This window comes from Anabaena sp. 4-3, assembly GCF_001597745.1.
GTDB lineage: Bacteria > Cyanobacteriota > Cyanobacteriia > Cyanobacteriales > Nostocaceae > Trichormus.
Genome location: NZ_LUHJ01000039.1, coordinates 109,072 through 122,065, shown reverse-complemented (window position 1 = coordinate 122,065; position 12,994 = coordinate 109,072). Strand labels below are relative to the sequence as shown.

The following is a 12,994-nucleotide window of genomic DNA, read 5'->3' as shown; positions in this document are numbered from 1 at the left end:
CTCCCCCCACTCCCCCCACTCCCTCACCCCAAAGGTATAAAGTTGAGTTAGGTTTCCTTGCTACTGTATACAGTTATGGAAAAGAAAATCAGAATAGCAGTTAAGTTGAATTACACAAAATTTATCAGGGCGATCGCGCTTTTTTCCCTCGTAGTTTTAATATCCTGGGTATGGACTCCTGTGGCTGTAGCTTTGACTCAGATTAAACTATCTGACATATCATATAAGGAGTGTCCGCCCGAATTGGCTCAAGGTGCTGTTACCAGTAGCGGTAGTGGTGCGGCTAATTGCTTTATTGTCACTGGTAAGGCAAATAATAGCACTTATAAAACCGTCTACGATGCAGATATCTATGGTCGCGTCTATGATGCTAACAATGACCCTGTATTACAAAATCGCACCCGTCTAGGTTCTATTGCCGAAGTTCCACCAGGGGTGAGTGATTTTGAATTAAGAATTTCTGTACCTGCTAATCAGCCTGTACCGCTCAAGCTGAAGCAGTTTAAAGCTTCTGGATTTAGTGCTAAAATCCGTAAGTAGGAAAAAAAGCAAAAATTGTAGAGACGTTGTGGAATCTTCACGTCTCTACAAAGGCTATTTGAGGTAGAAGTTAACACACATCTTGCACCTGTTCCTTGATGATCATGTTTGTAGGGTGGGCATCGCTGGGAAGTGGCTCAAAGCCTTAGTTTTAAGTTGTTAGCAATGCCCACCTTAAGCTGATTGAGAATGGTGCAAGATATGACTTAAAAACCTTGTACAAATGGCAAGCTAGTGAGGCTTCTCAAGAGATCACCGACTAAGCTGAGTGCTATAAAGGCGAGGATGGGTGAAAAATCCATACCGCCCAAGGGAGGAATAATAGAACGGAATAAATTCAGGTAGGGGTCTGTGATTTGGCTTAAAGCGGCAAATGGTTGGTTATACCAGTCGATATTGGGGAACCAAGTCAGCAGCACCCTGATAATGAGCAAGGTGTTGTAAATAGAAATGAAAGCAACTAACGTATTAATCAGTAAATACATGGATTGGTGAGTTTCCTGTTAAGTGTTTAAAGCGGTCTTACTATAGATTTTAATTTAGTCCCAGTCATGACGTATGCGGAGAGTTACCGTGTTAACCGACATGAGTGGGGAGTGGGGAGTGGTGTAACTGCAACCGATTTAAGAATCTTGGCTGAGGGAACGGTCATTTACAGATTGAGTGGAACCGCCGTTGACATTGCCTAGATGTTTTCTGACTTCATCAATTGTGGCATTCAACTGGGCAATTTTATCTTCGAGCGATCGCCTGGCAGTTTCCATTTCCATATCTTCACCTTCGGAAGATATCATCTGACGGCGTTTGCTGGCAACTTTCTGATTTTCTGCGGGGCCATTAATCAGTTGTGTACCCTCTTCGACTTCTTCATCACGGCGAGAGGCAATCACAGCCCCCAAAATGCCCCCGACTACGCCCCCAAAGATTGCCCCAGCGAAAAAACCACTGGCGAAACCATCACGCTGACTCATAACTTTACCCCTTAAAGCAACTTTGCAACCTGTACATCCATTAAGCTATTGTCCTCCCTTAGCTGCATACTAACTTATGTCCCAAAGATGCGATCGCCTGCATCTCCTAGTCCGGGTACAATATACCCTTTGCTATTCACTGTTTCGTCAATTGTGGCAGTGTATATCACCAAGTCTGGATAAGCATTACTCAATTTTTGTAAAGCTGGTGGTGCCGCTACTACACACACAATCCTGATTAAAGCTGGATCAACACCCCGCTTTGTCAATTCTGCCATTGCCGTCATAATTGACCCACCTGTAGCTAACATCGGATCAGTAATTAAAACTCTGGTTTGGGGGTCAAACTTTTCTGGCAATTTATTCAGGTAACAGGAAGCTTCTAGGGTTTCTTCATTTCGCACCAAGCCCAGATGATAAATCGATGCTAAGGGTAGTATAGTTTGCGCCCCTTCTAATAACCCTAAACCCGCCCGTAAAATCGGCACCACTGCCACAGGTATCTCTGGATTAATCACCGTACCAGGGCTACTATCCAAAGGACTTTGTACCATAATATCTTGCGTCGGCAACCATTCCCGCGCAGCTTCATAAGTTAGCCACCGCCCTAACTCGGTCATGGCACTACGAAATAACACTGAGGGTGTAGCAGTATCACGGGCAACTGCTAGCCAGTGCTTGATTAAAGGATGGGGTGGAACGTAAACGCGCAGTTGTACCGCCATAGCTAAAAATAGCCGCCTTTTATTCTACAAGAACTGAAACATCATCATACTCTTTCCTGCGTTATGCTAACAGGTAAAATCAGCACTTACAAAATTTATTGCAAAAGATTTGCATTAATAGTTGACAGGCATTCTCAACCAAGGGTATATTGTTAATCAGTGTTCTCCTCTCTTTAAGGATCGGCAGACGGGATTAGCCGGCGGTAGCAGGCTTGTCCCTCTTTTTTGTGTGCTGAACAATGGGAAACCTGCAAAAAATCTCTCTTTATATTCAGAAAACCTAGAATAGACCTAAACCAAAGTAATATAGAATACGATTTTCTTAATTAATATTTTGTATTTCCTGTCCCTATGTTCACCAATTTCAGCACTCCCCCATCTTCTGTATTTGATGTGATTGTGATTGGATCTGGCATTGGTGGCTTGGTGACAGCAACCCAACTAGCAGCCAAAGGCGCGCAAGTCCTGGTATTGGAAAGCTATTTAATCCCAGGGGGTAGTGCTGGGAGCTTTGAGAGCCAAGGCTATCGCTTCGATGTAGGAGCATCGATGATATTCGGATTCGGAAACAAAGGCACGACAAACTTACTAACTCGCGCCCTGAGTGCCGTGAATACTAGCTTAGAAACCATCCCTGACCCTGTACAGATTCATTATCACCTACCGCAAGGTCTAAATTTGAAAGTTGAGCGAGATTATGACAAATTTTTGCAAAATCTTATTGCTTACTTTCCTCATGAGTCCACAGGCATTCGTCGCTTTTATAACGAATGTTGGCGTGTTTTCAACTGTCTCAACCAGATAGATTTACTATCACTAGAAGAACCTCGGTATTTGCTGCGGGTATTTTTGCAGCATCCTTTGGCTTGTCTCGGTTTAGCTAAGTACCTACCTCTGAATGCTGGTGATGTCGCCCGGCGTTACATTCAAGACCCCCAACTATTAAAATTTATCGATATGGAATGTTACTGCTGGTCTGTAGTGCCAGCAGATATGACACCGATGATTAATGCGGGAATGGTATTTTCTGACAGACATTACGGCGGTGTCAACTATCCCAAAGGCGGAGTCGGACAAATTGCCCAAAAATTAGTCCAGGGTTTAGAAAAAGCTGGGGGTACGATTAAATACCAAGCTAAGGTTACAAAAATCCTCACCGAAAACGGGCGGGCTGTTGGTGTGCAGTTAGCTAATGGTACAACTTATTACGGTAAGCGTATAGTGTCGAATGCTACGCGTTGGGATACTTTTGAAAAATTGCTACCCGTAGAAAAGATGCCCCGTAATGAGAAAAATTGGCAGCAACGTTATGAAAAATCTCCGAGTTTTTTGAGTCTGCATTTAGGGGTAAAACAGTCAGTTTTGCCGACTGGGACAGAATGCCATCATATTATTTTGGAAGATTGGCATAAGATGATGGCACCGGAAGGAACGCTGTTTGTCTCTATTCCTACTTTGCTTGACCCAAATTTAGCTCCAGAGGGTTATCATATCATTCACGCTTTCACTCCCCACTGGATTGATGATTGGCAAGGAATGTCTGCTCAGGAGTACGAAGTTAAGAAAGAAGCGGCAGCTTGGCGCATTATTGACCGACTAGAACAGATTTTTCCAGGGTTAGATGGGGGTTTAGATTATCTGGAGGTGGGGACACCGCGCACCCATCGCCGTTTTTTGGGGCGTGTTGATGGGAGTTACGGGCCTATACCCCGGCGCAAGTTATGGGGGTTGTTGGGTATGCCTTTTAATCGTACATCTATTTCTGGGCTTTATTGTGTGGGGGATAGTACGTTTCCCGGTCAGGGTTTGAATGCTGTGGCTTTTTCTGGGTTTGCTTGCGCTCATCGCATTGCTGTTGATTTGGGTTTTTGAGGTGGTTTAAAACCGTTGACCTATGCCTAAGTGTACTCTACTTTCTCCTTGGTCATTGATGCCGTAGTCGGCACGTATTAAGCCCAAGGGGGAGTTTAGTCGGACTCCTGCGCCGTAACCGAAGCCTGTACCGGGTTTGTTGCGTACTCCTGCGGGATCTCCTACAACGGTGTCTCCTGAACCTAAGTCTGAGGCAAAGTCAGCAAATACTACTCCGCCAACAATGGGTAAGATGGGAAAGCGATATTCTGCGGAGGCTAGTACGTAGCTGCGTCCATTTCCTACGTCTCCAGCGTTGTAACCACGTACAGAGTTAGAACCGCCTAATTTAAAGGTTTCGTAAGGTGGTAAGTTGCCTAGAACGGTACCAGCTTGCACGTTTAAGGCAAATACTTGGGGTTGTTCAGTGTTGAATAGTTGTACTGGGACGTACCGGGTATAATCGGCGGTGAGGCGATTCATGGAAATGTTACCTTGTCCTATAGGTACAGATTGTTCTGTACTCAGACGCAGTACGGAACCTTGGGTGGGGTTGATGGGGTTATTGCGTTGGTCTTTGGTGGCGGTAAATGATACTGTAGCTAAATCATCAACGCCTGTACCACTGGCGGAAAGGGGGTTTCCTTTGCTATCGGTGGGGCTAATATTACCTTGGCGATCGCGGATGCTGGTACGGGTATAATTCAACCCTAGGGAAGTATCCCAATCATCCATCGGTCTTTGTAAGCTAATACTTCCACCAATCTTACCTTCCCGCACTTTATCACCGTTAGCTAATTTAATCTCATCATCAAAGGTTTGTGACAGTTCTCGGTTACGGAAGATTTTCACGCTGTACCCTAGACGGTTCGGGTTATTTGCACGATACGGACTAATAAATTTACTATCAAATTGTAAATCACGGCTACTTAAGCCGACGTTGACATTTAAAGTATCATTCCTGCCGCCAATATTTTGGTCTTGATAGTTTAAAGTCCCGATTAATCCTACATCACCGTTGTAACTACCACCTAAGTTAATCGCACGCGCTCCATTTTCTTTGAGTTCGTAAATTACATCTAGGTTACTTGCATCGCCTTCAAAGCTAACATTGATACTTTGGAATAAGCCGGTTCGGTATAATTTCTGAACGTCTTGTCTGACAAGATTTTCTTGGAAGACTTGCCCGGTTTTCAGTTGCAGTTGTTGTTTTAAAAATTCGGTTTTTGTACGTCCTGTAATGGTTTTACCGTCTTCGTCAAAAAAGCGGAATTGAATATCATTAACTAAGCCTTCGGCAACGTTGACGGTGAGGATACCTTCAGCGTTAGGTTTAATTGATAGTACCCGCGCTAAGTTATAACCATTGTCAGCGTACCATTTATTTACTTGTGCAACTGCTTGCTTGAGTCCTGCGGGGCTGATGGGTTTTCCGATTTGTGATTGAAAGGGTTTGAGGGCTACTTGGTAGGTAAGGGCTTTAGCTTCGTTGAGTTGGAGCGATCGCACTATCACTGGTTGCACTTGATATACTACATTCAATCCTGATGCAGTAGTGCGGCTATTAACGTTTGCATTCACGAATAAACCAGTCTGCAAAATCGCCTCGACATCTTTTTGTAACTGGCTTTGGCTGGTTTCTCCCCCAGTTTGGGTTTTAATTACTTGGCGAATGATTTGCTGTAATTCCGGTGTTGCGCCTACTATCTGCACATCGGTAGCTATCACCACTAAACCGCTTTCTGCTGTGGTAGGTTTGGGGGCTGATACCGTAACCGGAGGTACAGGAGAAAGAACTATAGGTTTTTGCGCTATGACTGTAGATTGAGAAAATTGGGGAGTAATCTCGGTTTCTGGTACAGCTATAGTTGTTATCGGTGCGGTGTTTTCTTCCACTACTGGCACTACTAAATTTTGCTTGTTCTCTGCCTGAGTTGAGGTTGTAGCAGGTGCAGCTATGGCTTGTTGAGTTACATTACCAGCCGCCAAAGTAGCTAAAGTCAGAATTGTAGTAGAAGAAACACGCATAATTTTAACTTATTTCGGAATGTAAAACTTAATTATTTTGACCCCTCTCCAAACCTCTCCCCCACCGGGAGAGAGGCTTTGATTCTTGCTTCCCTTCCCTTGCAGGGAAGGAGTTGGGGGTTAGGTTTGAGATAAAGTTACACAGGGCGTAAATTACGAATTACCTAAACAGACCGTTAATTTTGAGATTTTGTTTCTTATCAGCCTTTAACTAGGGTAATGTTTCCCTAGCCACGAATGACAGTCACACCTGTTAGCGTTAAAATTTCCCAATCAACCATCAACTATCAACCATCAACAATTTTGAAATGAGTGATATCTCCCGCTTATCCCTAGCCAATACGCCCACCCCTAGTTCTCGGTTGCAGTTGTTGGTATTAAGTAATGGTCATGGGGAAGATGTAATTGCTGTCCGCATTTTGCAAGAATTGTTACAACAATCCCACCCACCAGATATTTTTGCTTTACCTTTGGTGGGTGAAGGACGGGCTTATCAACAGTTAGATATTCCCCTGATTGGTGCTGTGCGAACTATGCCCTCTGGCGGGTTTATATATATGGATGGGCGACAGTTGGCGCGGGATGTACGCGGTGGTTTAATTCAACTGACTGGGAGTCAAATTCAAGCGGTGCGCCGTTGGGTGAGTTCTCAAAAAAAATTAGGTAACAAGCCGGCAATTTTGGCGGTGGGGGATATTGTACCGTTATTGTTTGCTTTTGTTAGTGGTGCTAACTATGGTTTTGTGGGTACGGCGAAGTCAGAATATTATGTGAGGGATGAGGTGGGAATTTTACCCAGGAAATCAACAGCAGCCCGTTGGGAAAATTTTTCTGGTTCGATTTACCATCCTTGGGAAAGGTGGTTAATGAGTCGTCGCCGTTGTCGGGCGGTGTTTCCTAGGGATGGGTTGACAACAAAAATATTAAGTCAGTGGGCAATTCCGGCTTTTGACATGGGAAACCCGATGATGGATGGTTTAGAACCGAGGTTAACTACTCAACAATTTTATAGTCTTGATGCCCAAAAACAAGAAATAGCTAGACCTTTGGTGATTACTCTCCTTCCGGGTTCGCGTGCGCCGGAAGCTTATCAAAATTGGGAAATGATTATGGTGGCGGTGTCTGCATTGATGGCGAGTTTTCGGGAACGAGATTCTTATGTACCGAATTCTGGTAGGGTGGTATTTTTAGGAGCGATCGCACCGGGATTAGATACTGATATCCTCGCTAAAACTGTGCAGTCTCAAGGTTGGCGACTCGACACAGTATCACCGCTTCCTCTACCCGATGATAATGCTGTAATCTTCCAGCAAAGAAACGCCTATTTAATTTTGACACAACAAGCATATAACGAATGTTTACACTGGGGCGATGTGGCGATCGCAATGGCAGGAACAGCTACAGAACAGTTTATCGGTTTAGGCAAACCTGCGATCGCTATTCCCGGAGAGGGGCCACAATTTAACCCCGCTTTCGCCGAAGCCCAAAGCCGACTCTTAGGTTTATCTTTGATTTTAGTCGAGGATGCCGCACAAGTTGCCCAAGAAGTGCGATCGCTCTTTACCAACCCCGACAGACTGTACATCATTGCCGAAAATGGTAAACGTAGGATGGGTAAACCAGGCGCAGCACGCCGAATTGCTGAATGTTTGCTAGACAGATTCTAGTTACTCAAAGGGATTGGGGATGAGGAAGCGGAGGAGCGGAGGAAGCGGAGGAGCAGAGGAGCAGAGGAGCAGAGGAGCGGAGGAGATGTTTCCCCAGAAACTCTTGAATTTTGAATTTTGAATTTTGAATTTTGAATTTTGAATTTTGAATTTTGAATTTTGAATTTTGGATTTTGGATTTTGAATTTTGAATTTTGGATTTTGAATTTTGGATTTTGAATTTTGAATTTTGAATTTTGAATTTTGAATTGATTTACCTCCCTCATCTCCCCTCAACTCTCTTACTCAGCGTCTGGATAAAATCGTCGTTTTCCCGCCAATAATAAGTTAATCTTTTCACTACTTAAAGCTGGAGAAAACAGATATCCCTGTGCTTCGTCACATTTTAATAACCTCAACTGTACCAACTGGCTGATTGTTTCTAGTCCTTCAGCCACCACAGTCATTTCCAAGTTAGATGCTAAGGTGACTATGGCTTTAACAATTGCCAACCTCTCACCATCCCGATCAATGCGATTAATAAAAGAACGGTCAATTTTTAAAATGTCAAGGGGAAAATTATGTAAATAAGCTAAAGATGAGTAACCAGTGCCAAAGTCATCAATGCACAATTTGACTCCTAAAGCTTTAAATTGTTGAAGAATGATAGCCGCTTGTTCTGGGCTTGCCATAATGGCACTTTCGGTAATTTCCAGTTTTAAGCTACTCGGTTCTAGGTTAACTTCTTGTAAAATCTGCACAATTTGCTCAACTAAACAGGTTTGAGAAAATTGTTTACCGGAAAGGTTGACACTCATGGTTAAAGGTGGAATGTCAGGAAATTCTAACTGCCACTGTCTTAATTGTTGACAAGATTCCCGTAGGACAAAATTACCAATCGGGATAATCAGTCCTGTTTCTTCGGCTACGGGAATAAACTCGGTGGGGGAAATTAACCCCTTTTCTGGATGTTGCCAACGGACTAAGGCTTCAAATCCCGTGATTTTCCCGGTGGCAACTGAGACAATGGGTTGATAGGCAACTCTTAATTCCTGACGCTCAATTGCCCAGCGTAAGTCAGTCTCTAATTGCAAAAGTGCAACAGCCCGGTTATACATGGTACTATCAAAAACCATGTGCCAAGCTTTACCTTGTTCTTTAGCAGAGTAAAGAGCAGTATCAGCATCACGTAGCCAATCTGAGGGTTGGGTGTACCCAGTTGTACTTAAGGCAATGCCAATACTGGTAGTAGTAAATACTTCATAGCCATTTAAGTTAAATGGTGATTTCAATACCTGATGAATATGTTCAGCGATGCCGGTGGCTTCTTCGATGGATTGAATATGAGACAATAAGATGGTAAATTCGTCACCACCTAGGCGAGCAATGGTATCTTCAGGACGTAAGCAGCTTTGGAGACGTTCAGCAAAGCTCACCAGGAGTTGATCGCCAACTAAATGTCCTAAACTATCATTAACGACCTTAAAACGATCAAGATCCAAAAATAGGACGGCAAATAGTTGCTCTGGGTGTTGTTGAATTTGGGCGATCGCTTCCTCTAGGGTGTGCATAAATGACACTCGGTTGGGCAGTCCAGTGAGATGATCATAGAAGGCATGACCTACTAACTTTGCCTCCATAAATTTGAGATCACTAATATCTGTAGCGATGCCTTCAATGCGGATAGGTTTACCATTAGCGTCGTAAATTACATGACTACGGGTACGCACCCAGCGTATTTCGCCATCAGGTTTAATAATCCGATATTCTACGTCTTGACTACCATTTAACAGCAAAGGTGGAATTGCTTGGCTCACCAATGGTTGATCCTCTGGGTGAATAATTTCAAACCAAAGATTTGCGTTTTCCATAAATTCCGACGGGGAACGACCATACATCTGATAAACTGCGGGATTGATGTAAAGTGTCTCAAAAGTATCTGCTGCAATTGACCAAACGATATCTTCCAGAGAGTTTAAAAGATCATCAAGACGTTGTTTGCTTTCTTGTAGTGCGGCTTCTGCCCGTTTGCGTAAGCGAAGCTCGTCGTAGACATCGCTGATGTTTGTCACCATGCCCAACGCTCCGTGATAATTTCCTTGCTCGTCAAACAATGGCGTACAAGAAATCCTTGTCCATAAGTCTGAGCCATCTTGACAACGGAATTTAAAATCGTGGGTTTCATCAATACCTTGATGGCGGCGTTCTAGGAATTTGTGAACAAGTTCTAAGCCTGCGGTATCCACAAAGGAAAATAGCGTTTTACCTAGCATCTCTTCCACGGTGTAGCCTAACATCGCTGCCATTTGTTGGTTAACAAAGGTAGTTTTGTGATTTTGATCCAGTAGCCAAATACCTTCAGTAGCTGTTTCCACAATGCAACGATATTGTTCTTCTCGTTCCTGTAATGCTTCTACAGCTTGTATGTGTTGCGTAATATCGTTTTGTACGCCAATAAAGTTAGTTAAACGCCCACAGTCATCAAACACTGGTGAAATGTAGAGTTCATTCCAAAACAAATCACCATTTTTACGATAATTTTTTAAAATGACATAACATTCTCTTTGCTCTTGCAAGGCACTACGCAATTCTTGAAGTGCTGGTTGAGCTGTATCATTTCCTTGTAAAAAACGGCAGTTGCGGCCAATTACTTCATTGCTAGAGTAGCCAGTGATTAACTCAAAAGCTGGATTGACGTAAATAATCGGATGATGTGCTTGAGTAGCGTCTGTCAACACAATCCCATTACTGCTTGCAGCTAACGCCCGTTCCATTAGCTGCAAGCGTTTTTGAAATTGTTGGTAATTAATTTCACAGGCAGAGGGAGAATTTTCTGGTGTAACGGGGGTAGCGATCGCCTCCTGATTTCTTTGCTGCACTTCCAGAGGCTCACCAATATCTGTAAACACAAATAAGGCAGCTAATTTACCTTGGTAATTAATCGCTTTCGCCGATATTTTTGCAGCTAAAGTATTGCCATCATTTTTGATTTTTACCGCCAAATTACGCAGACTATCGCCGCTTTGGCGATTCCTATTTAACCAGTTATATAAATTAGGATTATCATAAATAATTGACACTATATTTTCATATTGTTGCCAAACATCAACACCAAAAACTTGTGCTGATAGCTGATTAGTAAATAAAATTTCCCGGCTTTCTAGACAAACAATAGCCATAGGAAATGCACTAATGTCTGACAAGAACATGAGTATGTCTTGCAAGTTGAATATTGAATCTTGATTAGAATTCAATTCTTGCATCGAGCCTAAATTCACACCCTTGTCTTCAATGGTTTCATTTTCTGCTCCCGGTATCAAGCCTCTGTTATTTTTCTTTGGAATACTACGCTGATTTTTATACACTTTGCCACGAGTAAAAAGCATTGCCAGAGTTATGTAAATTAGGATATTTAACTAAAATTCCACCTGAAAAGGTGCTCTGACACGTTAGCTTATAGTGCTTGTACACCAGGAACAAAGACAACAATGATTGAACAATCTGAAACTTGTATACATGAAATTTAGTTCAACTAATTTCTACGTGTTTTTACAGGCACTAAATATTTCAGCGTTTCTAGACAGATTATCTACTGCATATTAGTGTCCTTGGATGTACAGACAGCAATAAGCACTAACTGTTAATGGTCAAAGCCATTTATTAAGCTATTCTTAACTTTACCTCTTGGGATAGATGAAGTTACATTTTTTACTGAAAGTTTACACATTTGGCAATATTTCTTAATATCTTGCCGATGTATAATCATGGATTATTTGATATCTGATGGATTAACCTAGCCCAGTACCTTTACTTATGGGTTAAATGGTAAATCTCTAATTTCCCATAACCCGCATCATCAACAGACTAGCAAAACCTGCAATTTTCGTTTGCTTTATAACTCTGGCTTAATCTATTCTGATGAGAATATAAACAAAGATTAAGACAAGTGGTGTATAAAACGACATGATGCAGATGTTAGCTGAAAGCTTGACTGAGATTGAGGCAAGGCTACAAATTAATTGGGTGCTAGTAAATGCTTGCTTACAGTTTGCTAGTTGGGGATTCTTCTCTCTAGTGCTAGCTGAGATATTGAGAGACAGCTACCATGCGTTGTGTCACAAAGTCAATTGGTTAAGCAAATGGCACAACAAGCACCACATGGCATATCGCCGGGATTTGTCGGTAGTTTCTTTGAAAATTTATCAAGAATCCCAGCTCTACAACGACATTGTGGAATCGAGTCTGTTAGTAGTCCTATTGACTGTAATTGCCTTACTTGGGCAGCATCAGGGATTATGGTTAGGAGTAGTCTATGCTGGCACGTTCTTATTCGGTGCCTCCCGGCGTTATTTCCAGGGTATCATTGACACAGACTATAATCACTTACCAGGGCCTTTACAGACAATTCCTTCTGTGTGGTTTGTAAATCGGACTTACCATTGGCGACACCATTTTGATGATGTTAACGCTTACTACAGTGGAGTATTTTCCTTGGTAGATAAAATACTGGGAACAGCACTTTCTCTTAAAGGTAAAACCATCGCCATCACAGGTGCATCAGGTGCTTTGGGGCAAGCATTAACGGTGGAACTACTCAAGCATAATGCTAAAGTTGTGGCAATAACTACTAACCCAGATAAATTACCCACAGATGCAAAGCTCAAAGTGATTTCTTGGCAGTTGGGTAATGAAGCCGAACTCCAAGAAAGTTTAGCGAAAGTAGACATTTTGATTATTAATCACGGTGTTAATGTTTACACCAACCGCACATCACAAGCCATTAACTCCTCCTATGAAGTGAATACTTTTTCAGCCTTGCGGTTAATGGATATATTTTTGACCACTGTAACAGGGCCACAAGCAAAAGCCACAAAGGAAATTTGGGTAAATACTTCTGAGGCTGAAGTATCCCCAGCTTTGAGTCCACTTTATGAACTGAGTAAACGCACCTTGGGTAACTTAGTCACTCTCAAACGCTTGGATGGTGATTGTGTAATTCGCAAATTAATTTTAGGGCCTTTTAAAAGTCAACTTAATCCTTACGGCGTGATGTCAGCACAGCAAGTAGCTGCTATGATTTTATTTTTAGCCCGCCGCGATTTTCGCAATATTATTGTGACAATCAATCCTTTAACTTATGTGCTGTTTCCTGTCAAGGAAGTTAGCACTTGGTTATACTATCGCATCTTTAGCAAGACTGTGAAAAACCAAAATCTTGCATCTTAGACTGGTG

Annotated in this window: 9 protein-coding genes; 4 read left to right on the top strand and 5 right to left on the bottom strand. The window is 42.6% G+C overall.

The features are described 5' to 3' along the window. The first annotated feature begins 75 nt into the window (after window positions 1-75). Window positions 76-540: a biotin carboxylase gene (locus tag A3775_RS11190; RefSeq protein ID WP_231866989.1), complete on the top strand. Its 465-nt coding sequence runs from the start codon at window positions 76-78 to the stop codon at window positions 538-540. 206 nt (window positions 541-746) lie between these two features. On the opposite strand, the gene A3775_RS11185 is transcribed toward A3775_RS11190, so the two are convergent. The 3 genes from A3775_RS11185 to upp form a co-directional block, all read right to left on the bottom strand. Next, window positions 747-1,025, bottom strand: coding sequence for a YggT family protein (locus A3775_RS11185; protein ID WP_066381196.1), 279 nt, complete (start codon window positions 1,023-1,025; stop codon window positions 747-749). Window positions 1,026-1,163: 138 nt separating this feature from the next. Beyond that, window positions 1,164-1,511, bottom strand: coding sequence for a hypothetical protein (locus A3775_RS11180; protein WP_066381195.1), 348 nt, complete (start codon window positions 1,509-1,511; stop codon window positions 1,164-1,166). Window positions 1,512-1,585: 74 nt separating this feature from the next. Next, window positions 1,586-2,236: a uracil phosphoribosyltransferase gene (gene upp / locus A3775_RS11175; RefSeq protein WP_066381194.1), complete on the bottom strand. Its 651-nt coding sequence runs from the start codon at window positions 2,234-2,236 to the stop codon at window positions 1,586-1,588. Window positions 2,237-2,587: 351 nt separating this feature from the next. On the opposite strand from upp, the gene crtH reads away from it, so the two are divergent. After that, window positions 2,588-4,108, top strand: a complete 1,521-nt coding sequence (gene crtH / locus A3775_RS11170) for a carotenoid isomerase (RefSeq protein WP_066381192.1) — start codon at window positions 2,588-2,590, stop codon at window positions 4,106-4,108. A 6-nt stretch (window positions 4,109-4,114) separates the two neighbouring features. Here crtH and A3775_RS11165 read toward each other — a convergent pair whose 3' ends face one another. Beyond that, complete coding sequence (locus tag A3775_RS11165; protein ID WP_066424966.1) at window positions 4,115-6,115, bottom strand: BamA/TamA family outer membrane protein; 2,001 nt, start codon at window positions 6,113-6,115, stop codon at window positions 4,115-4,117. A 308-nt stretch (window positions 6,116-6,423) separates the two neighbouring features. On the opposite strand from A3775_RS11165, the gene A3775_RS11160 reads away from it, so the two are divergent. Continuing rightward, entirely contained in the window at window positions 6,424-7,782 is a 1,359-nt protein-coding gene (locus A3775_RS11160) for a lipid-A-disaccharide synthase-related protein (RefSeq protein WP_066424965.1), read from the top strand. Between the two features lie 281 nt (window positions 7,783-8,063). Here A3775_RS11160 and A3775_RS11150 read toward each other — a convergent pair whose 3' ends face one another. Then, a complete protein-coding gene (locus A3775_RS11150; protein WP_066424963.1) occupies window positions 8,064-11,147 on the bottom strand; it encodes an EAL domain-containing protein in 3,084 nt (1,027 codons plus the stop codon). 577 nt (window positions 11,148-11,724) lie between these two features. Here A3775_RS11150 and A3775_RS11145 point away from each other — a divergent pair. Continuing rightward, complete coding sequence (locus A3775_RS11145) at window positions 11,725-12,987, top strand: bifunctional sterol desaturase/short chain dehydrogenase (protein ID WP_066381185.1); 1,263 nt, start codon at window positions 11,725-11,727, stop codon at window positions 12,985-12,987. Window positions 12,988-12,994 lie beyond the last annotated feature (7 nt).

What these genes read in the sequence shown, in the direction of transcription:
- A3775_RS11160 (WP_066424965.1), top strand. Translation starts at nt 6,424, where the DNA reads ATGAGTGATATCTCCCGCTTATCCCTAGCCAATACGCCCACCCCTAGT.
- A3775_RS11190 (WP_231866989.1), top strand. Translation starts at nt 76, where the DNA reads ATGGAAAAGAAAATCAGAATAGCAGTTAAGTTGAATTACACAAAATTT.
- A3775_RS11145 (WP_066381185.1), top strand. Translation starts at nt 11,725, where the DNA reads ATGATGCAGATGTTAGCTGAAAGCTTGACTGAGATTGAGGCAAGGCTA.
- upp (WP_066381194.1), bottom strand. Translation starts at nt 2,236, where the DNA reads ATGGCGGTACAACTGCGCGTTTACGTTCCACCCCATCCTTTAATCAAG.
- A3775_RS11185 (WP_066381196.1), bottom strand. Translation starts at nt 1,025, where the DNA reads ATGTATTTACTGATTAATACGTTAGTTGCTTTCATTTCTATTTACAAC.
- A3775_RS11180 (WP_066381195.1), bottom strand. Translation starts at nt 1,511, where the DNA reads ATGAGTCAGCGTGATGGTTTCGCCAGTGGTTTTTTCGCTGGGGCAATC.
- crtH (WP_066381192.1), top strand. Translation starts at nt 2,588, where the DNA reads ATGTTCACCAATTTCAGCACTCCCCCATCTTCTGTATTTGATGTGATT.
- A3775_RS11165 (WP_066424966.1), bottom strand. Translation starts at nt 6,115, where the DNA reads ATGCGTGTTTCTTCTACTACAATTCTGACTTTAGCTACTTTGGCGGCT.
- A3775_RS11150 (WP_066424963.1), bottom strand. Translation starts at nt 11,147, where the DNA reads ATGCTTTTTACTCGTGGCAAAGTGTATAAAAATCAGCGTAGTATTCCA.